We start from the raw sequence: 22,372 nt of genomic DNA, 5'->3' as shown, positions 1-22,372 counted from the left end.
GGCCGCGAGAAAGTGGCCGTGATATGGAAACTGTGGAGCATCATGCACAACATCGGCAAAATCGCGCTCTACCGTCCGGAATACGGGGTTGAAGGCGTGATCCGGGGATGAAAGGGCGGCTCAGAAGCCCTCGTGACCCCCAAAGAGAGGGACATCAGCGCCCCTCAGCGCCCCATTGCGCATCCCAGATCGAATCTGCTCCCGATTCACTCGAAACCGGACCTCCACAGCCCCCCCTTAGAAAACTTGGTTCTTCAAGGGCCTACTGGGGTTTCCCGACAGTCTCCTTAGCCTTGGTTGTGTAATCCCTAAAGCGGCCGTCCTTGCGTGCCTCCTCAAGAAGCCACAGTAGATCTGTGTCCCAAGTAGTGCCGCTCACCGACTCAGGCGGTCCGACAATCGCCCACAGGAGGGTAATCTTATCGACGAGATCCAACCTGACTGTCACACAGAATGCTCGAGCAGCGTCACGAACCTTACCCTCTCTTACCGCTCGGGACATGATCGTGTGATTGGTGATGCCGTCCGCCATGAACACGATCTTCTGATCCTTCCACGCTGTCACGGAACCAAGTTGTCCACCGGTGCTGCCGGAGCTCGGCACCAGGTAGAACGAGTGACTACCATCCCTGTTCTTGTGGACCTCGTAGTAGGCGCCCTTTGTATTCTTCTTTGTCACAAAGTCGGCGGATGCCGAGCCCGTAAGAACGGTGAGCGTCACGATAAGTGCTTTAGTGATCATGTTTTTAGGCTAGACCCTATGGCTGCCGGTTGATCTGGGCGCAGCATTTCGGGCCGAGTTCAGGTTGGTAAGAGAAGTGGTGGGTCTGGTTCAACTCGTGGGGCTACCCCGACAGGTCGGGGCCTATCCACATTCAATGCATTACGAAGAATGAAAACGAACTCAGACACACCGCAGAAACCCTACCTCGGACTCGACGTCCATAAAGCACAAACCACCGTCGCCATCGCCGATCCCGGCGCCGGAGGGGAGGTCCGCCATTACGGTTCGGTCGCGACCACCCACACCGCCTTGGAGCGGGTGGTGCGGCGAATCGCCAAAGCACACAAGATCCCGCTGGACGCCCTTGAAGTCTGCTACGAGGCCGGCGGATGCGGCATGTGGATCGCCCGGCATTTCGACAAGATCGGCGTGCCCTGCACCGTGATTGCCCCCTCGCTGGTCCCTTCCCAGTCCGGCGACAAGGTCAAAACCGATCCGCTCCCGCCAAGGCTACGGACGGCCAGGCAAGAAGGATGCGCGCCAACTCGCCCGTCTCCACCGCGCCGGAGAATTGACCGCCGCCTCGGCATCCACTACCCGGCAAAGGCCCATCCTCATTCGGCCCTTGGGAACGTGTCGTCAAAAACTACGGTTTCCGCCGTAGCAAGCTCTTGTCGGTCCCAACCACGCCCAGACATCGCTCGACAAGCGCCCTGCACGGCCCCTGCGTCTGCGACGCAAAGACCGTGGCCCCTGCCAATGAGCCGAGAGATCACTTCGAAACCCGATCACCACCGCAAGTGCCTGAACCTCAGGCACGAATCGATAGCGCATCGGCTTCGATCATCCCGCTGATCTCAACAAGGCCCGGCCCGTCCAACAACGGATCGCTGTAAGGCAAGCTCACCAGCCATCTTCGGGGTTCGACTCGGAGGAGACGGCTCGCAGCCACTACCTCCACCAGAATTCCTTGATTTTATCTACGGGAAGAACGCGACCGCCAGTCGCTTCTTCTAAGACGATATAGTTTTCATGAAAGTGAATTGCGCTCACTTTCTTTGGTTTCTCGCCTGTTCCAGCGGTCGACGTGGGACTTGTCTGGAGTTCGTAGAACACATCAAAGGATCCCCGTAGTGATTCAGGCGGCGAGGGAGCTACTGGTGAACCACTCGGAACATGCTTTTCTGTACATGCAGTTAGTGCAATCAACGAACACACTGTGCCGACTGCAAATATAGTTGTCAGTTGTTTCTTCATTTTTGAATCTCGGATTTTATTGCCGATGGTCCGAGGTCTGGCACCGCCTGCCTGGAAGCGCCGCTTCGGTTTCGCTCATGATGACCTAGCCACCCTAAGAGTTGAAGCCCTCAGCGGGCAGGCGGTTGTTCAGCACCGTCTTGTTCGCTGGAGTTGTTTGGCAATGGCGGTCTGGCCACCCACTTACTATCTCGCAGTTGAAACGCTCGTCCCGGAATCTCTTGCTCTTCGACGTTCTTCAGGAACCAGTCGAGTCGGTCGACAATAGCTTGCCGGTTAGGTTTCTTAAGCGCTATCACCACTATTCCCGTGTGGTCTGGGAAGCGGTGTTGCAGAGTATGGTAGAAGTCACGATCCGTGGTCAGCAACACGGCGCGCATTCGTCGGGATTCTGCGAGGAGAGCATCATCCTCAGCCCCCTCAAGCGCAGTTCCTCTTGGGTCAAAGCAGTCGTGTCCTGCCGCCTTAAGCAGGAGAGCAGCGGACTTCGGAAAATTCTCGTCGAGAAAAAACCTCACGCGACCGATTCGTAGCCGGTCTCTTGGTAGTCACTTAGCGCGCTAGCAAATTCTAGGGCAGCGCCGATATCTTCCCGCGCGATATTCGGATAGTCCTCTAGAATCATCTCCACCGAATCCCCTCCAGCAAGGGCTCCGAGAATGGTAGAGACCAACACCCGGGTGCCGGCTATCACAGGCTTGCCGTGACAGACTGCTGGAACTATGGAGATCCTCGGGTTCATGACTTTAAGTTCGTTGAACTGGGCTAAGAGTCAACACAGATGGTTCTTCAGCAAACAGTTTTCTTCGTAACACCCCAAGCCGATATGCGTGGGATTTATTAGGACGAGATTCCGCCATTCGAATGGGTCGAAGTCAAGAAGCCTCGGGGATTGGAGGCGGTCTACTCAGCTCGAATTGAATATCGGGAACCGACGTAGAATGGCATGGGTTTCGTTTCCGGAGGTCTTATTTCGCATATCACTTTTTCAGGAATCCAGGAACTTCAAGAAGTACCAAACAGCCTTGCTGATTCTGCGTCAGGGACGTCGAAGAGCCGGAGGTGGGGACGCTGTCGGTGGAGCCACGTGTGCTTTCGGTGTGACGAGGAAGCCGTGTGCATCCCGCCGGTGGATCGTGGGGACACGTGGCGGAATTCACTTCGTAGAGCCACCCCGTGAGGAAGAGATGACGAGCTCGCGCAGCACGCCGTGGCGGGGGGCGATGACGCTGCGACCGACCGCGAAGGGGCGTTGGCCCGATGCGCTCCCAAGGCGCGATTCATGGGGGAGAAGCCAGACGAAGCATGATCCGCTATCGCAAATTGCTTGCGTTAGTGGGTTTTGCAATTTACTTGCGTTAATCAATGAACGCTTCAGCCATTCCTTCCTGTTTCCGGCGAGATCTCTCGGACGGGTTGCAGCAGCAGATGTTCTTCTGGGGACGGGATGTTCTGCGACCGACCGGGAACTTCCTCACCGCCCAGGGCTTCGTGCGGAGTCCATCCCCAGGTTTGAAGGGGACAAGTTGCTACCGCCTGCCCTGGCAAGGTGGCCTGGTCGAGCTGTATGGCTCGTGTGCCGGATGGTATGGCCCGGAAGGAGGGTTCACGTTCTACCGGGCCCGCCGGCGCTGCTACCTCTGGACCTCGGGAACGGAAACCCCGATCCCGGGCCAATGGCAAAAGGAGCTTTTCGAATCCGGGACGGATCGGGAGCTCCACCACGCGGCGCTTCCTTTCCTCGACTGGTTGATCGCCTACGAGCATGCCGTCCTCGCGCGTTTCGGCCTTGCCTATCGAGCGGAAAACTTCCGCCAGTACCGCAAGGTTCCCAAAGCGAAGCAATGGGTCGAGCCGTCCGCTGCCTTGCAGTGGTTCCAGTGCCTGCGCGACTCGCCCGGCGAACTTCGACGACCGAAGCAGTACGCCCAAGCCGTCCATGCCTAGTGCGATTCGACCCGCTGGCCATCCGCTGAAACCTCCCGCTTCGCTTCGTCCCTCATTGCCCCTTTCCCGACCCATGAATGCCACGACTTCGATTCCCGCCACCCTCTCTCCCACCCTGCAGAAAGCCGATCGGGTCGGGGTGGCGGCCTCGGTCCTCTGTGCGATCCATTGCGCGCTTGCCCCCATCCTGCTGATCGCTCTCCCGAGCTTCGGCCGGGTGTGGGCGCATCCGGCCTCCCATGTTCTCGTCGCAGTCTTCGTCGTCCCGCTCGCGGTCTTCTCGATTCGCAAGGGATATCGGACGCACCAGAAGCGGTGGATTCCGATCACCGCCTCCCTCGGGATTCTGCTGGTGCTGATCGGTGCGATGCTCCCCGCCTTCAGCCAGTCCGGTGAAACCGAGGCTTCCGTATCACTCCGGGTTCCCGGTGCAGCGGAATCCACGAACCTCGTGAACCCGGCGGTGGCTTCGTGCGAAAGAAGTGCCGTGGGAGGGAGCAGCGATCGGATCGCGGCAACGGACGAGGCTTCCCCGACCACGGCCTGTGTCGACCCATGCTGTCCGAGCGTGCAGGTGGATGAAGCCGGAGTCACCAGCTTGCACATCCCGCCTGCCGCCATCGTCACCACCTTGGGCGGCCTCTTGCTCATTGCGGCCCACATTGGAAACCTGTGCTCCTGCGGCCACGCCTGCCGTGCAAGCCGGCGGTGACTGTGGGTGAGGACAAATCGGAGCCAGAATGGAGGGTGGGTGGAAGGTCCCGTGGTCGACGATGCAGGGCTTCGCAGACAGTTCGCTTATTCCGGAGATAGAATCAGCGTCGCGGGCTGGTTCTGCTTCAGGGCAGGATGAGCAACGGGCTTCAATTTGATTTCGCCCGAGGCGATGCCCTCGTGGCGGATGCGCAGCACGGATTCGTGGGCGTGCCAGCAAATCAAGAAGTCCCCCGTCATGTCCGGAAGATAAGGGTCCGTGAACTCACCGCCGCTGAATTCCCAGAGCAGACGCTCCGGCAGCGGGTCACCATCCGCGGATCGGATGAGCGATTCGATGGGGATGACCTCGTGATCCGGGATGACGACATCGATCCTGAAGGTGCTGGACGGTGGGGACTTCCTGTAGCCCGCGAGGTGCATCAGCAGTTCCAGATGCAGAGGCCTGGCATCGGTCGTGAACAAGGTTTCGTGGGATCGCCCGGTCGTCGCACAGAGGATCAGCTCGAGTTCGCCGGGATGCCGACTGTCACTCTCCTTCGGAAAACAGACGGCGACGGGAATCTCAATCTTCCCCGACTCCTTGTGGTGAACGATGCCGCCGAGCATGGTGCGTTGCTCCTCCTGTCGGAAGGGATGCTTCTCCTGCAACCGGTCGGTGATGCGGTGGATCCCGGCGGTCGCTTCCGCGCGTTGGGATGCGGTGGAGCCGGGGTTCGAGGCGAGGTCCTCGGCCTCCTCGAGTTGCCGCCAGAGTGTCCCCTCGATGACGGGAAGCAGGGGAAACTCTGCGGCGAGCCTCCGGCTGACTTCTCGCGGATCGGCGGGAGCCGCTTCGACGCTCCGGGGGTCGTCATGCTCGCATGAGCCGATGGCCAACAGCGTGCATGCCAGAAGGCCGGCGGTTCGGCAGGCCCTTACTGAGGCTGGATGGGCGGCAGGCACTTCGGGTGTTCCGATTGCGGCAGGGTGCCGCGTTTGGAAATCAGGTTCGGGTTGTGGTAGAAACGCAGGGTCTGGAATTTCATCGGGCTCCCATGCTTGATTTCCAGTCTCCACAGCGCGGCCTTGGTATCAGGGAAGGTGGGATGATGACTGGTGTTCACCGAGTAGTTGTCCCAGACGAGGGGAATCCAGGTCTCCCCATCCTGATACCAGACCCGGATGAAGCAGGACCCGCCGTAGTTGGCGTCGAGACCGTTCAGGGTGACCTCCTTGCCGAAGTCATACTCGATGATGCTCTTCGACTCCTCGCTGACGAAGTCACACGAAGTACTAGGGTCGAAGTCGTAGATGTCATCCTTATTGCCGTTGACGCTGCCTCGAATGCTCTTTTCCGATCGTGGTTTGAACAAGGTCACCTGGCTTGATTGATCAAACTCAAGCGAATGCACCCAGGGGCAGATGAAATTCTCGCTGGCGATGTCCACGATGACTTCGTCGCCCTCATGGATGTTGACCTGGTCGCCGTTCCCGGGTCCCTGGACCTCAAGCATGCGTTCCGCAGGATACATGCAGTCGAACGGAATCCCGGCGATCACCAAGGGCTGGCTCTGATAGTAGGCGCGCGGTGCCATGCTCAATCTGAGCTTCATCCGGCGGAGATTGTAATTGTTCGAGTGGGCGAATTCCTCGTTGAATTTCAGAGGCCGATCGTAGGTCACCGTGGTGGCACCGATCTTGAACGAGATCGTGGCGCTTCCATCAAACTGGGCGCGGCCAGCATCCTTGAGCGGCCTTCTTGCCGACAGCTTGCGGGTTCCCTGATCCAGATCGAAGTCCTGGGTCCCCTCGGTCTCGAAGAGAATCGGTTCAGCGAGGTTCTCGGCCTTGATCTCGACCTTCGTCCGTAGCGGGAAGGGCGATTTCGAGAACATGGTGGACTTGTCCTCATCGAGCCAGTTCAGCTGGTGAAGCGGCAGATTGATCTGCAGGTCGACCTGTTGGTCGCTGCCATTCATCCGGTCGTGGATCTGGAAATCCAGACCGCTGATGAGTTCGATGGCATGAGCCCGCTGCGCCTTATCCAGCGACCGGTCGGCGGCGATCTTCCTGACCAGACCGGGTGCATGTTTGAGAACGATGGCCCTCGTGCCGGGAACCATCCCGGTGGTTCGTGGAAGGACATTCATCTCTCTGATGCCGGACCATAACTCATGGGGTGCCCTGCGTCCCAACAGCTCGGCGGCGAGACACCAATTGCGCAGGTAGTAGGAGTGGACTTGCCCGCCCCATTCGCTGACGGCGACCGTGGGGATGCTCTCCTTGCTCCAGAGTTCCTTGCGCCCGGTGATGGCGAGATTCTTCTTGAGGGCATTGAGCACGAGGATGCTCCCCGCACTGCGAATCCATTCGGCGGTGACTCCTTCGCCACCCTGGAAGTCGAGCGGGAAGGCGGACTTCAGGAAGCCTCCCTCCCAGTTGTCGTCGAGGGTCAGCTTGTATCTGAAATTCTGCATGTGCTTGAGAAACACCTCCTCATCGGCGGCGGCGATGGCCAGCGAAGAGAAGATGAACGCGAGCGAGCTGGTGGCGTGGGAGTTGTCGCCATCGCCAATCGAGGCATCCATGCGTTCGACCATCTCTTGGATCGCACTGCGGTGTCCGCCGCCGATCTGCACACCGAGAAGCCCGGGGCCCGACATGGCATTTCCGCCGCCGTGCTGACGGGAATCATTGCGCGCCATGCGACGCCCCCGACCATAGGCGTAGGTGCCATTCACACAGACCTCACCCGCGTGCTGAATGATGGACTTCACCAGCGTGGAGTCCACCGTGATCGGGGTGCGGGAGGCAAGCGCGATGGCAAGGGCCAGGTGTCCCGTTCCGTAGTGTTGGCCGGCGGTGCCGTAGCCGAAGCCATTCACCTTGTGGCCCGCCATGTGGTCGGTTTTGCAGCAATCCAACAACTGGTGATAGGCGGCCTGAATGCCCGGCACGATCTCGGCATCCTTGGTGCGCAGGTAGTACTCGCTCAGGAACATCAGACGCATCGCCCGCTCGGCCGTCCACTCGCTGGGGGCATCCTCGTAGGCGATCCGGTAGGCCGCCTTGCGCACGGCTTCGTCGTACTTCGGGTCCCCGTCGGACATCAGCGCGAGCCCGCACCATGCGGTATCCCAGCCGTCGCGGGTGTAGCCGGCAAGCCGTGGCCAGCTTCCATCCTCACGTTGCTGGGCAGCCAGCCACTCCGTGTGGCGTTTCACCGTGATGGCGGTCTTGGCGCAGTCCTTCGGATAGGTCGCGCTGAAGCTCCCGGTTTTCCCGATCGGGAAGCGGACATCGACCAGCCTGTCCCGGTGGAGTCCGGTCAGCGGCAACGCCAGATTGGTATGGAACACCTTGGGCTGCACCTTGCCATAACTCAGCGCGGCGAAGCTGCCCTTGATGCGCTTGGTGCCTTCGGGGAGTCGCCACGTGGCGGCGCCCTGGGCATGGAGGTCGAGGGCTTGCGCGTATTCCTTGCCCTTCAGCGTGTAGGGCTGATCGGTCTGCAGTCTCGGCTTGCCGTATCCAGCGCGCATGGCTCCGGCCGGCAACTCCAGCAGGTTCATGGTGCCGTAGTCACCCTCGAGGGTGACATCGAGCCAGACCGTCCCATCCCCGTGGATCACGTCATCAAACTGGTTGGACTCCAGGGTGATGAATCCTTCACCGGGAACCTCGATGTCGAAGGATTGGAGGCCGACCGAGTTGTTACCGCCCTCGCCGCTCCAGAGTTCCTGCCGCCGCACTGGAAGACGTTGCTGTTCCCCCTCGGGAAAACGCAGCACGGTGAACCTGATGTCACCCCGCGCCTGGGCCTGATCGATCTTCTCGCCGAACATCAATTGGAGCTCCCGGGCATCCTTGTGCATGAAGGTCCATCCCGGCCGATACTGATTGCCGGACTGGAGCACCTCGCCCTCGATGCCGATGATCAGGTCGCCCAGCTGGAGGTGGTTTTCAGCTGGGGATCCGGGGGCGATCTGGACCACCTCCGCAGCGGTGAGTCCGAGCGACCCATCCTCTGCCTGGATGTTGTGGGGGATGATCTTCGCGAAGGCCGGACGGGATTGATGCTGGGGCACGTGGGAACGGATCCGGACTCCAAGGGGCCCGAGATAGTTTCCCCACGCCTTGGCCTGCTCAGCCTGGTCCTCGCCATTGGGCATCCACCCTTGATTCACCGCCGGATAGGTGCGCCGATACTCGCCGATATCAATCCGCTCGAACGCGACCTTGACCGGAAAACTTCCCGCCGGGGCGGGAGGAGATTCGGTCTGCACGCGCGGCGCGTCGTTCGGTGTCGGAGGTTCCTCCGTCTGCGCAGGCGGGGCTTCCTTCGTCGGCGGGGCGTCTACCGGTACATTCTCCGCGACCTCGGGAGGTGTGGCGGCTTCCTTCGGAGCTGCCGGAACAACAACGGGCGTTTCGACGGGTGCTGCAGTGCCTGCAGGAGGCGGGACCACCGGCTTCTCCGCTTCGGGAAGCTTGCGGTTCTCTGATTTCTCGACCGCCACTTCCGCGGGCCCGGGCTTCTGCGACTTCGAGTTCATCCAGAATCCGCCGACGGCCAAGAGCAACACGCACAGAAACCAAAGCACGGCCCGGTTCAATGGCAATGAGGAGGCCTTTTGCTTGGAAGCGGGTTCAGCCGCTTCGACCGCCTCCTCGACCCTTGTTTCCTCGATGATGAACTTCGTCTGACACACCTCACAGCGCCCTTTGCGCCCGATCATGGAGGCATCGACTTTGAGGGACTGGGCGCAGGATGGACAAGTGGTGGTGATGGAGTTCATGGCGAGTCGGTTCCGCCCAAGACCACCCGACAGGAAGGGAGCCCCCTCCACAGGTGGTTCAAGAGTGCACCCCAAGTACTACGAGCCCGGCCGTTCTCCAAGGCGGGATATCCTCGTCATCGTTGATCTACGGTGATCGCCATCGTTGGCCCAGACAGCGCACGATCCGAGCGCGTTCGAGGACGGTGCGCATCCATGGACGAGCTGAAAAAACCAATCGTGCAGGGACGGTTGGGATGGACACCCGCATTCAAGCCCCCCACCAGTGTTCGGAAGGACTCACTGGCCGGGAGAGGGGTCGGATGGTCGGGCTGGCGGGATTGCCTCCACTCCGTTCCGGCGATTCAAGTGTCGCTCGCCCCGCTCGCAGGATGACTTCGGTCGCCTCGGGCTCCCGCCGAATTCCAACCCACCGTCGCAATGCGCCGGTTGGGACTGCCTCCCGGCAGCTGGAAACCAATCACCCCCCACCCAGACAAGCTGGGTGGGGGGTGATTGGTCGGGCTGGCGGGATTCGAACCCACGACCCCCTGCACCCCATGCAGGTGCGCTACCAGACTGCGCCACAGCCCGCTACGTTTCCGTGAACGGACGCGCAGACAATCAGGGTAGATCCGGATTGGCAAGTCCGGAAAATCCTGCGATGCCCACAGGCATGAAGCGCATCAAAACGGCCATCGTCGGAGCCAGTGGATACACCGGACAGGAACTGCTCCGGCTGCTCCTGCTCCACCCTCACGTCGAACTGGTGGCTGCCACCTCGCGCCAGGAAGAAGGCCGCGCCTTGAGTGCCGTTTTCCCCCGCTTTTCAAAGGTCGACGGCGCCGATCTGCCATTCATGCTCCCGGACCCGGATGCGATCGCCGCCACTGGAGCGGAAGTGGCCTTCCTCGCCCTTCCCCACGGAGTGGCTGCGGAAATCGCCCGCGCACTCCTCGAACGAGGCCTGAAGGTCATCGACCTGAGCGCGGATTTCCGGCTGCGCAGTGCCGCGACCTACGAGGAATTCTACGGTCACCCCCACCCTGCCCCGGATCTCTTGGAAGAAGCCGTCTACGGCTTGCCGGAAGTGCGTGGTGAAGCCATTGCCGCCGCGCGTCTGGTGGCTTCGCCGGGGTGCTACCCGACGAGCATCATCCTGCCGCTCGTCCCGCTGCTGAAGGCGGACCTGCTCGAGCCATCGACCATCATCGCCAACTCGATGAGCGGCGTGAGCGGCGCGGGCAAGAAGGCGGATCTATCGCTGATTTTCTGCGAGTGCAATGAGAGTGCCCGCGCCTACGGCGTGCCGAAACACCGGCACCTGTCCGAGATCGAACAGGAACTCTCGATCGCCGCCGGAGAGGATGTCACCATCAGCTTCATCCCCCACCTCATCCCTGTGAATGCCGGAATCGTGACGACGACCACCGCCACGCTCAAGGACGGCGCTTCTGCCGAAGCCATCGGCCGGGTGTTAGATGAGGTTTACGGCGCCATGGACTTCGTCCGTCTCCTCGGTGAAGGAAGCTGCCCGGACACCAAGAACGTGACCCGCACAAACTTCATCGACATCGGCTGGACCTTCGATCCAAGGACGAACCGGGTGATCCTGATGAGCGCGGAAGACAACCTCGGCAAGGGGGCGGGCAGCCAGGCCGTGCAGTCATTGAACCTCATCTTTGGCCTTGAGCCGACGGCTGGGTTGCAATTTGTCTGATAGGTTGTCAGGCTCATCGCCCACTCCCATGGATTTCCCTTTCACCCGAATCAAAGGCGGCGTCGGCGCGCCAAAAGGTTTCGCCACCTCGGCGGTCGCCTGCGGGATCAAGAACCCCGACGTCGAGCGCCTCGATCTGGCCCTGATCCACTCGGAGTTCCCCTGCACCTCGGCCGGTACCTTCACCACGAACCGAGTGAAGGCCGCACCGGTGAAGCTCACCCAGAACCACCTGCGCCGGGGCGAAATCCGCACCATCATCGCGAACTCCGGGAACGCCAACGCCTGCACCGGTTTGCAGGGGGTCCACGACGCCCGCGCCATGGCCGACGGAGTGGCCAAGCCCCTTGGCCTGAAGCGCAGCGAAGTCGGCGTGTGTTCGACCGGCGTGATCGGCCTGCCGATGCCGATGATGCGGATCGATCCTCACTACGAGGCCTTGGTCAACGGTCTCGGGAGGAAGCAGGGCGACGATGTGGCCCGCGCCATCATGACCAGTGATACGCGGGAGAAGCAGCTGGCCATTTCCTTCGACATCGGCAAGCACCGCGTCCGGCTCGGCGGCTGTGTCAAGGGAGCTGGAATGATCTGCCCGAGCATGGCGACCATGCTGTGCTTCATCACCACCGACGCCAACATCCCGCGCGACTGCCTGCAGCGTTCGGTCCACGAGGCGGTGGACGAAAGTTTCAACCGGATCACCATCGACGGGGATACCAGTACCAACGACACCGTGCTGGTGCTCGCCAACGGCCAGTCCGGCATGACTCCGGCACGGCGCAGCGGACCCCGCTGCCGCCAGTTCGCCAAGGCCCTGCGCTGGTTGATGCTCGAGCTGGCCAAGGACATCGTGCGCGACGGCGAGCGGGTAACCAAGTTCGTCCACGTCAAGGTCAACGGCGCGCGCACCTTTGCCGACGCCCAGAAGGTTGCCGAGGCAGTATGCAAGTCCGCCCTGGTCAAGGCCTCATGGAATGGCGAGGACCCGAACTGGGGCCGCGTGATCCATGCCGTCGGGTATTCCCGGGCGCGCATCCGCGAAGAGTTGATCGACATCCACTACGATGGGATCCCCGCCTGCCTCGGTGGCCTGCAAACCGACACCCCGATGCAAAAACTCCGCGACATCGCTTCGAAACCGGAGTTTGCCATCGATATCTCGCTGAATCAGGGCCAGGCCGACTACGACATGTACAGCAGCGATTTCTCTCCCGAGTACATTGATTTCAATCGCTCGGAATACGCCTACTGGAAACAGGCACGGAAAGACGGGCTGGTCTGAGCGGGTATGCCATGGAGCGCGACCGAATGGTCGATCCATCGAAACGAGCCGAACCCAAGCCCGAATCCCAATCAGAATGCCCATGAGCCGAACATTCGCGATCCCTGCCGTCCTGCTCCTCATCACGTCCGGATGGTTGTCTGCCGAGCCCCTCTCGAGTGTCGACCGGATGGAACTGATCGAACGACTCAACACGCTCCGCGACGAAGCCCGCTCCCATGCGATCGGCCGCTTTGATGGAGCCTCCGAGGCATTCCGGGAAGGCATGCAAAGCGGGGAAGCCGCCACCGCCCTCTACCTGAAGTGCGTGGAAAAGGTCGACTTCATCGAGCGCGATCGGAAGGCCTCGGACTTCCGCGACTGGAGGAAGCGCCACGACGACCGGCTGGACGACGAAGCCCATGCCCTCGCGCTGCGCCACCAACTTCGCTGGACGGTGCTGACGATGAAAGCCGCAGGAAGCCCGGACAAGGCCTACTCCCTCGCCAACGAGGCCCTCGGCATGCTCGACAGCATCTATCAGGTGCCCGCCGAACTCCGCCCCCACACCGGGGTGCTCGCGCAATCCGTGAGCAGCACGTATTTCGCCCGCGCCTACGGTCTCACCGGCTACAAGGTCCCGGACTGGCCGATGTCGCCCCTGGAGAAGACCCAGCGCGGCATCCGGGTGGACGGTCCTTTCCAGAAGCTCATCTTCCCGGCCCTCCGCGAGAAGCGCGACTTCGCCGGGCTGCGTGCCGCTTGGCAGAAACGGATCAAATTCGAAGAACTCGCGGCAGGCTTCTGGTCCAGCGAGCCGATCGACAAGAAAAACCCCGGCATGACCGAGGCACGCGAAAAATTCCTCATCGAGACCAAGCCGAAACTGGATTGGCAGATGGAGGCCGACCTCTTCGCCGCAGGGGATGAGAGGGTGGCGGCCATCAACATGCTGAAGCACCTTCAGGACAACCTGACCCACACCGACGCACGGGACTGGGAAGCCCAGTTCCGCGAGTTGGTGAATCCGCCAGCCGCGGCACCCGACCCGGGCTGATTCCCGGTCAGGAAGCGAACATTTCGCGGGCTGCGGTTTCCAACTCCGCCAGCTTGTCCGACTTCGGTGCGGCACCCCGCGCCATCTCCGGCTTGCCGCCACCCTTGCCACCGACGATGGCGGAAAGCTCGCGCAGCACATCCCCGGCCTTCAGACCGCGGTCCAATGCCGAGGCACCGCAATAGACTCCGAGATGCAGTTTGCTGCCGTCATCGACGACCAGGAAGGCGGCCTCGCCGAACTGCTTCTTCTTCAGTCCGTTCAGCAACTCCTGGAGCACTCCGGCGTTCGATTCCAAAGCGGTCACGATCGGCTCGCCCTTCTCGATCAGCAGGGCCAGCGCGGAGTCCGCTTGCTTGGCAGCGGCGGATGCCTCCAGCTTCTTGACCTTCTTCTCGGCCGTGATGCCGGCTTCCTTCAACTCCTCCACCTTGCGGCGCAGACCGCCGAAGGTGTCGTTGATCTGCTTCACATCCCGGTTCTCGGCCAGCATGGCCGCCATGATCCGCGGCATCTTGCCCACCTCGAGTGGTTCCTCACCGAGCTCTGAAAGGCGCTCATTGGCGGCAGCCAGCTTCTCGGTCAGGCCCTCCGCCTCAACCCGCAACTGCTCGGCGTACTGCACGAGGTATTCCCATGCCCGTTCACCGCAGGCCGCCTCGATCCGGCGGACTCCCGAGGCGATCGCGCCCTCCGACTTGATCTTGAAGAAGCCGACCGCACGCGTATTGCCGACATGCGTTCCACCGCAGAGTTCCATGGCGAAGCCATCGAGCTTCCCGGCTTCCCCGCCGATTTGTACGACGCGCACCGTATCTCCGTACTTGTCGCCGAAGAACTGCATGATGTCCTCACGGTCCTTCGCTTCCGAATACGGGATCTCCTTCCAGGAAACGGAGACATCCGCAAAGATCTTCTCGTTCACCAGTTCCTCGATCTGCTCGATCTGCTCGCGGCTCACCGCTCCACTGTTGAAGTCGAAGCGAAGACGCTCCTCATCCACTGCCGAACCCTGCTGGGCGACATCCGAGGACACCACCTCGTGAAGCGCCCAGTGAAGCAGGTGGGTCGCGGTGTGATGCGACTCGATCGGGCGGCGGCGGCGGTGGTCGATGCGCAGCTTCACGCTGTCACCCGGCTGCACGTCGGCATCCCCGGGAATGGCGTGGGCGCGGGCACGTCCGATTTGCTGGACCGCGCTGACGTCGTGAGCCAGCGGCCCCTTGACCAGAATACCCGTATCTCCGACCTGACCACCCATCTCCGCGTAAAACGGAGTGGCATCGGTGATGACGAAGAGCGCGTCTTCCTGCGGATGCACTTCAAGCACCATGACATCCGCTTCATCCTGATCGAACCCGACGAACTCAGTGATCGCATCGGTCTTGATGTCGAGGGCACGCACGATCGTCGTCTTCTGTGCCGCCTGCGCCTTCTTCTTCTGCTCGTCCATCAGCTCATCGAAGCGCTGCATGTTCACCTTGATGCCACGCTCTTCGCAGAGCAGTTGCGTCAGGTCGACGGGGAAACCAAAGGTATCGTAAAGCTGAAAGGCCACTTCACCGGAAAGGATGCCGTCCTTCACCGCGGGCAGGGCATCCTCGAAGCGCTTGAGTCCGCGGTCGAGGGTCTCGTTGAAGCTTCCCTCCTCGCGCTCGAGCGTCAGCCGGACCGAGGCCTCGCGGTCCCTCAACTCCGGGAAGACATCGCCGAGCTGGGCCGCCAGAGTGCCAACCAACTGACCGAAGAACGGCTTCTCTCCCGAGAACCCGAGCTGGCGACCGTAGCGCACGGCACGGCGCAAAATACGACGAAGGACGTAGTTCCGACCGTTGTTTCCCGGCTGGATCCCGTCGGCGATCGAGCAGGATAGCGTCCGCAGGTGATCGGCGATCACACGAAAGGCGATGGCCTCCTTCATCTCGTCGGAGAACGCGGAACGATCCGCATCCGGCTCCGGATAGATGTCGTGGTAGGTCTTGCCACTGAGCTCCTCCAACTTGCGGAAGATCGGCGTGAACACGTCCGTCGCGTAGTTGGTCGGCTTCTCCGAGAAATCCGTGAAGCCCTTGGTATTCTGAATCAGCGAGCACACGCGCTCAAAGCCCATGCCGGTATCGACGTGGCAGGCGGGAAGGTCACGGAAGGTGCCGTCCGACTCGGCATTGTACTGGATGAAGACGAGGTTCCAGATCTCGATGCACAGGTCGGAGTCCTTGTTCACCAACTCCCCGCGGGAATCGCCTTCCGGAGTCATGTCGACGTGCAGTTCCGAGCACGGGCCGCACGGACCGGTTTCACCCATCATCCAGAAGTTGTCCTCCACATTGCCGTCGACGATGTGGATGCGTGGATCCAATCCCTTCGAACGGAACAACTCGGCCCACAGGTCCCATGCCTCCTGATCGAACTCACCGGGGTCTCCCTTGCTCTTGTCCGGAGAATAGACGGTCGCGTAAAGACGGTTGGCTGGCAGACCCCAACGTTCCACCACCAGCTCCCATGCCCAGGCAATGGCCTCCTTCTTGAAGTAATCACCGAAGGACCAGTTGCCCAACATCTCGAACAGGGTGTGGTGATAGGTATCGTAGCCGACGTCCTCGAGATCGTTGTGCTTGCCACCGGCGCGGATGCATTTCTGGGTATCGGTCGCCCGCGGCGGACTGAAGGGAGGCTCCTCCGTTCCGAGGAAATACGGCACGAAGGGATTCATCCCGGCATTGGTAAACAGCAGACCCGGTGACTGCGGAAGCAGCGACGCGGAGGGCACGATAGTGTGCTGCTTCTCATGGAAGAAATCGAGGAAGCTCTGGCGGATTTCAGCGGCGGTCATGGGTGCAGGAAGTCGTTGAAGACGAAAGGGCCGGGACCATGAGAGAATCACCGCGGGGAGTAAAGCCCGGGCTTCGCGCTCAGGACGCCGGGGATTTCCCCCACTCCAGCCATGCCCGCGCATAGCGATTGCCGAACTCGATCAGCGAACGGCGACCGAAATGGACGTCGTCCACCCCAGTCAGCCCCTCGCTCTCGATGAACGCTGCGAACGGGTCCGTGCTTGCCACCTCCCGCAGTCCCGCTCGAACTTGCGCATTCCACTCGGCCATCGGTGGGTTTCGCTCGCTCTTGAAGGTCTGCGTGAACTCGGCAAGATCACCAATCAGGAACGGAAGATCCGCTTGGTCGACCTCCCTTCGGAGATCGCCCATGAACGCCCTGAGCAAATCTGCATGAACCGCGGCGGCATCAGCCGTGCGCGTATCGGATTCCCCCTGATGCCAAAGCACCCCGCGGAGTCGGCCGACCCTCTGGCCATGCCTGACCCTGCGGACTGCATTCCGGAACAAGGGAGTGCCGCGGTGGATTTCCGAAATCGCCGCTCCTCCCCACGCACACGGGATGAGCCCGACCATGCGCTCTGGCGCGGCTTCTCTGAGGCTGGACGCAAAGGGCAGGCCGAGGCCGAATCCACAGCTCCTCTGATTCAAATGCAAGGGGTGGGCCGCCGGACGCCAAACCATCCGACCCTGAGGACTCTCGGAACGCACCTTCGACTGCCCACCAAATACCAGAACACCTGGCTCAGGATCAAAATCCCCGGGGCTCCAAGGATCGTCGGAGCGAACGCACCCAAAGCCCGCCATGTTCGACTGCCCCATCAGAAGGAACAGATCGAAGCGGTCCGGATCCGCAGGAATCCGCCATGGTCCCGCAGCGCGTGGCGGAAACCAGTTGAGCTGAAACCGCCGACGGGCGGTCAGCTTCATGAGTCACCCAGGAGCGCACTCAGATCGATCGCCTCATCGCCTTCGTAGCGATAGTGACCGGTGATCTTGAAATCGAGCAGGCAGTTTTCCCACACGGGACCTGCGCCCATGTTGTGAACCACCCATGGGGAGTCGCGGTGCTCGCCGGGTCCGGGAACCACGATGCCAATGTGCGGACGACCACCGGCAAGGCGCCAGGTGACGACGTCACCGGTCAGGTAGTCTTCGCCATTCCGGCTTGGAACCTCTTCGCCATCCTCATTCGTCACGAGGAGTTCGGCGCCGCAGCGACGGAAAAAGCGCTGCAGGTTGGGAGTCAGGCGGTGGTCGATGTTCGGGTCCGCACTCTTGCGCCCGAAGATCTGCGGGTACTCCGCGAAGTGGCCCTTCATGTCCTCATGCACCCGCTGCTGCAGGTCGACCCCGAGCGCACGGTAGGAACGGACGATCAAATCTTCAGCCCGCCCCTTGTCGGACGGGATGTCGCCATTCGGGTAGTCGATGGCATAGTAGGCGTCTTCGTAAGACACTTCGAAGCGGGTCCGCTGGAGCGCTGCGGCAGCGAGCCGATCCCCCGCACGGGCGGAAGGCTGGAGCGCTGCAATGAGCACATCGGCACGCTCACTGTTGGGCGCTGTGTTCTGCGCCTGAAGCAGAGGCAGGAACGGTTTGCCGAAGAAATAGACCGCGCCAGCTGCAATCAAAAGCACGACCCAGCCACCCAGAAAATTCGGGCGTTTCGCCTGCGGTTTCTGCGGGCGAGGACCAATATACTCGATGGTATCCAGAGAGTTGCGCGATTTGCGGGACATCGATTTAGAGCTCAAATAACAGGCAGAGAAGTAAATACAATACGGGAATTCTTATTTTCTCTTTCCCCTAATGAGGCCCACGCCTAACCCTTACAAAACAAAGGACTTGGAGCAGAGAGAATGGCTGGTTTTCCTGCACACAGGGATTATCTCGCGCTCGACCACCGGTCAAGCACACGGTATGCGAAGTCATGCATCTTGTGCGATTTGACCAGCCATTGGTCTGGGGCGAGCTCGACGTTTCACTCCTTGGGATCGTCCGGGATTGGGATGGCTCGCCCGTGTCACCTCCGGCAGCCTATTCGCTCGCCGTTGATCCACAACGACTCTGGTTCATCGCCACCCGGAGCCAGCCCGCTGAACTCCACCCGAAGGCCCGACCCGGTCGCTTCCAGGCCGAGCTGTGGAAGCACGATGTGGCCGAGCTCTTTCTTCACGACCCTGCCCGCGGGCACTACGTGGAGTTCAATCTCGCCCCGAATGGCGCGTGGTGGAGTTGCGAGTTCTCCAGCCCCCGGGTCCGTGTACACCCGGAAGACCAGCCGTGGCCGGGAGTCGAAACCTTCGCTGAACTCGCACCGGATGGCGGCTGGGTCGCCGCGATGGCCATCCCCCTCGAATCGCTGAAGGATCAACTGCACCTTGGCCCCGACACCACCGCGAACGTGGCCTTCATCATCAACTCACCCGACCAGCAATTCCTCACCGCCGCTCCACTCGGCGGAGGCGAACCGGATTTCCACCGCCCAGCCGCATTCACTCCGCTCCGCGTCCACGAAGGCAGCTTGCCCGGAGCCGAGCCCAATTCCTAAGTCCATCCATCGTGGCTGATCCCTCCTGCCCCCTCTCCGACGATCCGCTGTGGATCGTCGCTCCGGCCCAGTGGCGGGACGCCTGCTTCTCCCTGCCTGCCACCCGCGCCTTGGCCGAGAAGCGGGCGGTCCACATCCTTTGTCCGGACTTCCAGCGCGAGTTGTGGGAAGCCACCGGTCTCCGGGAAGTCCGCTCCTTCGAGCCATCGACGAAACCCCGGGTGCTCGCCAAGGAACTGGATGGGATCGCCCAATGCCTGCTCTGGGAGAACAGCATCGGTGCCCAGGCGATGATCCACGCAGGGGTTCAAGCCAGACACGGCCTCCCCGCGAAGGGATTGGCCAAATCGCTCACCCACCCGATCACGCTCACCCGACGCCCCGGACCTCCGGAGCACCAAGTCCGTCGGTTCCTCGATTCCGTCGCCCACCTCGGCGCCGGTCCCCTTGAACCCGGCCACTTCAGCCCGCTGCCCGGCACCTCCGATCAGCACACCGGGGTTTGGCTACTCTCACCCGATTCGGATTTTGGTGATCACTTCCAATGGCCCGCCGAGCGATGGTTGGAACTGATCGAGCGGCTTCCCCTCGACCGGGAGCGCATCCACATTCACGACTCCGGCCCCATCGCCCGCCGGATTGCCGAAGCGACAAGCCTTCATTTCGTCGAACCGCGGTCCCCCACACAAACTGCTGCCTACGCCTACTGCCTGGCGGCGGATTCCTCCTTTCCTCACATGGCCGCTGCGTTCGGAGTCACCTGCGTGGTGCTCTTCGGACCCGGTGACCCCGGCCGGACGCGACCGCTCGGCAAACAGCACCTTTCCATCCGCCGGAAGGCCGAGTGCTCACCCTGCCTGCTCGATCGATGCGCTCTCGACCTGCGCTGCCAACTCGAGCTCGAGGTCGATCAAGTCCACGACGAGCTGACGACCTTCATGGAAACATGAGCACATCGAGGAGCAGGCCCTGCAACACCTGATAGAAATGCGAGCGGATCCGCGCCGCAGCCCTCTCCTCACTCATTTCCTCGAGCTCTTCCTCATCGTCGAAGCCATGCTGGTCATGAAGCGCCAGCCGCGCCTGATTCAGCGCGCCATACCACGAATCCGAGTCCTCCTTGCCAATGAAGAGCGGGACCCCCGGTTTCGCCTCGGCGAGCACACCGGCCACCGTCAATACCTGTTGGTTGAATTGCTCTTCGAGATCCGGCTTCACGAAATCCTCCCAATCTTCGGACGCACTTGGATCCATGCCAGTTCCAAGCCGGGCAGCCAGCGCCTCCCCGTTGCCCTGGGCATCGGGAATGATCGAGCGCAGCACGATCAGATCCAGCTCGGACTCAGGATCGATCCGGACCCTGCCATCCAGTGTCGGTGCCGCCTTCATGACCCTGCTTTCTCCATCGCCGTCTGCAACTGATGCGACTGGAGCTGTTGGGTGTAGAGTTCCGCCCTCTCCCGGCCGCCGGTCCACACCACCGATCGTCCAAGTTGATGGACTTCGAGCATCAACTCCTCCGCCCGCGGACGCCCGTAGCCAAGCACCTTCATGAAGACCATCGTGACATAGGTCTGCAGGTTCACCGGGTCGTCGTAAACGACCACCTGCCACGGCTGATCGAGAGCCGTGGAATCCTGCAACAAGGTCTCACTCTCCGACATGGCTAAACCTCAACGGGTTCGCCCTCAGGAGCGTCGATCCATTTGCCGTGGTCCCTGATCAGATCGATCAGACGATCCACCGCCTCGTCCTGCGGGATATTGAACTTCACGGCCTGCTTCCCGACATACAGGTTGATCTTCCCGGGAGCTCCGCCGACGTATCCGAAGTCGGCATCCGCCATCTCGCCCGGGCCGTTCACAATGCAGCCCATCACCGCGATCCTCACCCCCTTCAGGTGACCGGTTGCCTCGCGGATCTTCTGCGTGGTCGTCTGCAGGTTGAAAAGCGTCCGACCACAACTCGGACAGGCCACATAATCGGTCTTGAAGATCCGTGCGCCCGCCGCCTGGAGGATGTTGTAAGAAATCCGCAGCGACTGTCCCGGCGCGGATTCCCCCTGCACGATCACCGCGTCCCCGATCCCGTCGCAGAGCAGCGAGCCGATCCGGCGCGCACCGACGAGCAGGCTTTCGGTGAAATCATTCTCACCATCAACCGGCTCCAGCGTGTCCTTGAGCAGGATCGGGTGTCTGGGGTCCAGCTTGAAGGCAAGCATCCGGAAGGCAAAGACCACCGGCATATCCAGATGATCGACAACGGTCACCAGGACCGGAGAGTCCTCGCCGTTGAGTTGTGAGATCCTGTCGTCATCCCTCGGATCCAGAGCCACCACGCCGGACTGCTCGATGACGATCTCCGGCTTGTAGTCGCCCATCTTGGCAATCTTGTGGGCAACGGCATTCCACTTCTCCTGTGAAGTGAAGACCCGGATGGGCTGCTCACCCCCGAGCTCGAGCCCACCGACTTCCATCACCTCGCTACGACGCCTCTCGTAGCTGAAGGGATCATAGGACGGCTTCGGACCCTGACAGGTGGCTGGAGCGTCCCGCTCCACCTTGTCAAACGGCGCCGCCAACTTCTTCGCCACGGGGATCTCATGGATCGCATCCTCCGTTAGAGAAACCCGGATCGTGTCGCCAATGCCGTCCCCGAGCAACGAACCAATCCCGATCGCGCTCTTGATCCGGCCGTCCTCACCGTCACCGGCTTCGGTCACGCCCAGATGGATCGGATAATTCCAGTCGCCCCCCTCCTGCTCCAGCCGCGCCACAAGAAGACGGTACGCCTCGATCATGACCTTCGGATTCGATGCCTTCATCGAGAAGACGAAGTTGTGGTAATCCATCTCCCGCGCGATGCGTGCGAACTCAAACGCGCTCTCGACCATGCCCAGAGGCGTATCGCCATAACGGTTCATGATCCGGTCGGAAAGGGAGCCATGGTTGGTGCCGATCCGCATCGCCCGGTTCTTCTCCTTGCACAGGTCGACCAAAGGCGCGAACTGCTCGCGGATGCGCTCAAGTTCCTCCTCATACTGCGCGTCCGTATACTCGCGGACCTCGAACTTCTTCTTGTCGGCGTAGTTCCCCGGATTCACCCGGATTTTCTCGACCCACTTGGCCGCCTCGAGTGCTGCGTCGGGTTTGAAATGGATATCGGCAACCAACGGCACATCACATCCGGCCGCCCGGACCTCCCTTGCGATATTCTCCAGGTTCTCGGCATACTTCCTCGTTTGTGCCGTGACCCGGACGATTTCACAACCCGCCTCTGCCAGGTCGAGGGTCTCCTTCACACACGCCGGGGTATCGCGGGTGTCCGCGGTGATCATCGACTGAATCCGGATGGGGTTGCCCCCACCGATTCCGACATTGCCCACCATGACCTCCCGGCTCTCGCGGCGGGAGTAGTGAAGCAGATCAGGACAGTATCTCAGGTCTTTGGACATGCGCAGGAAGGGAATACACCAATCGGTGGGAGCTTGCCACTGATACCAGCGCAAAGGTGATGGAGAGAAACAAAAAGGCCCGCGCTCCCA

19 protein-coding genes and 1 tRNA gene are annotated in these 22,372 nt (G+C 61.4%); 7 read left to right on the top strand and 13 right to left on the bottom strand.

Annotation, left to right across the window (positions count from 1 at the left end; translation table 11 throughout):
- Positions 1 to 262 precede the first annotated feature (262 nt).
- From JIN81_RS12955 to JIN81_RS19590, 4 genes are all read right to left on the bottom strand, one after another.
- Positions 263 to 742: a hypothetical protein gene (locus JIN81_RS12955; RefSeq protein WP_200280284.1), complete on the bottom strand. Its 480-nt coding sequence runs from the start codon at positions 740 to 742 to the stop codon at positions 263 to 265.
- A gap of 933 nt (positions 743 to 1,675) precedes the next feature.
- Positions 1,676 to 1,981, bottom strand: a complete 306-nt coding sequence (locus JIN81_RS12950; protein ID WP_200280281.1) for a hypothetical protein — start codon at positions 1,979 to 1,981, stop codon at positions 1,676 to 1,678.
- A gap of 110 nt (positions 1,982 to 2,091) precedes the next feature.
- A complete protein-coding gene (locus JIN81_RS12945) occupies positions 2,092 to 2,499 on the bottom strand; it encodes a DUF5615 family PIN-like protein (protein ID WP_200280278.1) in 408 nt (135 codons plus the stop codon).
- On the bottom strand, positions 2,496 to 2,723 hold the full coding sequence (locus JIN81_RS19590) for a DUF433 domain-containing protein (RefSeq protein WP_200280275.1): 228 nt from the start codon (positions 2,721 to 2,723) through the stop codon (positions 2,496 to 2,498). The genes JIN81_RS12945 and JIN81_RS19590 overlap by 4 nt, the downstream gene beginning before the upstream one ends.
- A 623-nt stretch (positions 2,724 to 3,346) precedes the next feature.
- Here JIN81_RS19590 and JIN81_RS12935 point away from each other — a divergent pair.
- Both JIN81_RS12935 and JIN81_RS12930 read left to right on the top strand, forming a co-directional pair.
- Positions 3,347 to 3,928 (top strand): hypothetical protein, encoded by a 582-nt coding sequence (locus JIN81_RS12935; RefSeq protein ID WP_200280272.1) that lies wholly within the window; start codon positions 3,347 to 3,349, stop codon positions 3,926 to 3,928.
- Positions 3,929 to 4,001: 73 nt separating this feature from the next.
- Positions 4,002 to 4,640, top strand: a complete 639-nt coding sequence (locus JIN81_RS12930; protein ID WP_200280268.1) for a MerC domain-containing protein — start codon at positions 4,002 to 4,004, stop codon at positions 4,638 to 4,640.
- An 86-nt stretch (positions 4,641 to 4,726) separates the two neighbouring features.
- Here JIN81_RS12930 and JIN81_RS12925 read toward each other — a convergent pair whose 3' ends face one another.
- From JIN81_RS12925 to JIN81_RS12915, 3 genes are all read right to left on the bottom strand, one after another.
- Complete coding sequence (locus JIN81_RS12925) at positions 4,727 to 5,587, bottom strand: hypothetical protein (protein WP_200280265.1); 861 nt, start codon at positions 5,585 to 5,587, stop codon at positions 4,727 to 4,729.
- Positions 5,560 to 9,423 carry a DUF6288 domain-containing protein gene (locus JIN81_RS12920; RefSeq protein ID WP_200280262.1) on the bottom strand — a complete coding sequence of 1,288 codons (3,864 nt, stop codon included), beginning with the start codon at positions 9,421 to 9,423 and terminating at the stop codon, positions 5,560 to 5,562. The genes JIN81_RS12925 and JIN81_RS12920 overlap by 28 nt, the downstream gene beginning before the upstream one ends.
- Before the next feature lie 496 nt (positions 9,424 to 9,919).
- A tRNA-Pro gene (locus tag JIN81_RS12915) sits at positions 9,920 to 9,996 on the bottom strand.
- A gap of 82 nt (positions 9,997 to 10,078) precedes the next feature.
- Here JIN81_RS12915 and argC point away from each other — a divergent pair.
- The 3 genes from argC (at position 10,079) to JIN81_RS12900 (ending at position 13,440) form a co-directional block, all read left to right on the top strand.
- Positions 10,079 to 11,122 (top strand): N-acetyl-gamma-glutamyl-phosphate reductase, encoded by a 1,044-nt coding sequence (argC, locus tag JIN81_RS12910; RefSeq protein ID WP_200280259.1) that lies wholly within the window; start codon positions 10,079 to 10,081, stop codon positions 11,120 to 11,122.
- 28 nt (positions 11,123 to 11,150) lie between these two features.
- Entirely contained in the window at positions 11,151 to 12,404 is a 1,254-nt protein-coding gene (gene argJ, locus JIN81_RS12905) for a bifunctional glutamate N-acetyltransferase/amino-acid acetyltransferase ArgJ (protein ID WP_200280256.1), read from the top strand.
- 82 nt (positions 12,405 to 12,486) lie between these two features.
- Positions 12,487 to 13,440: a hypothetical protein gene (locus JIN81_RS12900; RefSeq protein ID WP_200280254.1), complete on the top strand. Its 954-nt coding sequence runs from the start codon at positions 12,487 to 12,489 to the stop codon at positions 13,438 to 13,440.
- 7 nt (positions 13,441 to 13,447) lie between these two features.
- On the opposite strand, the gene alaS is transcribed toward JIN81_RS12900, so the two are convergent.
- The 3 genes from alaS to JIN81_RS12885 all read right to left on the bottom strand — a co-directional run bounded on the left by alaS (position 13,448) and on the right by JIN81_RS12885 (position 18,016).
- Positions 13,448 to 16,273: an alanine--tRNA ligase gene (gene alaS / locus JIN81_RS12895; RefSeq protein ID WP_200280251.1), complete on the bottom strand. Its 2,826-nt coding sequence runs from the start codon at positions 16,271 to 16,273 to the stop codon at positions 13,448 to 13,450.
- A gap of 79 nt (positions 16,274 to 16,352) precedes the next feature.
- Complete coding sequence (locus JIN81_RS12890; protein WP_200280248.1) at positions 16,353 to 17,204, bottom strand: sialate O-acetylesterase; 852 nt, start codon at positions 17,202 to 17,204, stop codon at positions 16,353 to 16,355.
- On the bottom strand, positions 17,201 to 18,016 hold the full coding sequence (locus JIN81_RS12885) for a DUF1287 domain-containing protein (RefSeq protein WP_200280245.1): 816 nt from the start codon (positions 18,014 to 18,016) through the stop codon (positions 17,201 to 17,203). The genes JIN81_RS12890 and JIN81_RS12885 overlap by 4 nt, the downstream gene beginning before the upstream one ends.
- Before the next feature lie 191 nt (positions 18,017 to 18,207).
- Between JIN81_RS12885 and JIN81_RS12880 the strand changes: the two genes are divergently transcribed.
- Both JIN81_RS12880 and JIN81_RS19325 read left to right on the top strand, forming a co-directional pair.
- Positions 18,208 to 18,828: a DOMON domain-containing protein gene (locus tag JIN81_RS12880; protein ID WP_200280242.1), complete on the top strand. Its 621-nt coding sequence runs from the start codon at positions 18,208 to 18,210 to the stop codon at positions 18,826 to 18,828.
- 11 nt (positions 18,829 to 18,839) lie between these two features.
- The gene (locus tag JIN81_RS19325; RefSeq protein ID WP_200280239.1) at positions 18,840 to 19,778 is read left to right on the top strand and encodes a glycosyltransferase family 9 protein; all 939 of its coding nucleotides are present in this window, start codon (positions 18,840 to 18,842) and stop codon (positions 19,776 to 19,778) included.
- Here the strand turns inward: JIN81_RS19325 and JIN81_RS12870 are convergent.
- Genes JIN81_RS12870 through ispG form a run of 3 tightly spaced genes read right to left on the bottom strand, consistent with a single transcriptional unit; the run spans position 19,765 to position 22,282 of the window.
- Positions 19,765 to 20,217: a DUF2017 family protein gene (locus JIN81_RS12870; RefSeq protein WP_200280236.1), complete on the bottom strand. Its 453-nt coding sequence runs from the start codon at positions 20,215 to 20,217 to the stop codon at positions 19,765 to 19,767. The two genes, JIN81_RS19325 and JIN81_RS12870, sit on opposite strands and share 14 nt — an antisense overlap.
- Positions 20,214 to 20,492, bottom strand: coding sequence for an ATP-dependent Clp protease adaptor ClpS (locus tag JIN81_RS12865; RefSeq protein ID WP_200280234.1), 279 nt, complete (start codon positions 20,490 to 20,492; stop codon positions 20,214 to 20,216). The genes JIN81_RS12870 and JIN81_RS12865 overlap by 4 nt, the downstream gene beginning before the upstream one ends.
- 2 nt (positions 20,493 to 20,494) lie before the next feature.
- Complete coding sequence (ispG, locus tag JIN81_RS12860) at positions 20,495 to 22,282, bottom strand: (E)-4-hydroxy-3-methylbut-2-enyl-diphosphate synthase (protein WP_200280232.1); 1,788 nt, start codon at positions 22,280 to 22,282, stop codon at positions 20,495 to 20,497.
- Positions 22,283 to 22,372: the final 90 nt, after the last annotated feature.

Source organism: Haloferula rosea (genome assembly GCF_016595525.1).
GTDB lineage: Bacteria > Verrucomicrobiota > Verrucomicrobiia > Verrucomicrobiales > Akkermansiaceae > Haloferula > Haloferula rosea.
The sequence above is the reverse complement of the archived record's forward strand: the minus strand, read 5'-3'. Positions and strand labels throughout refer to the sequence as shown.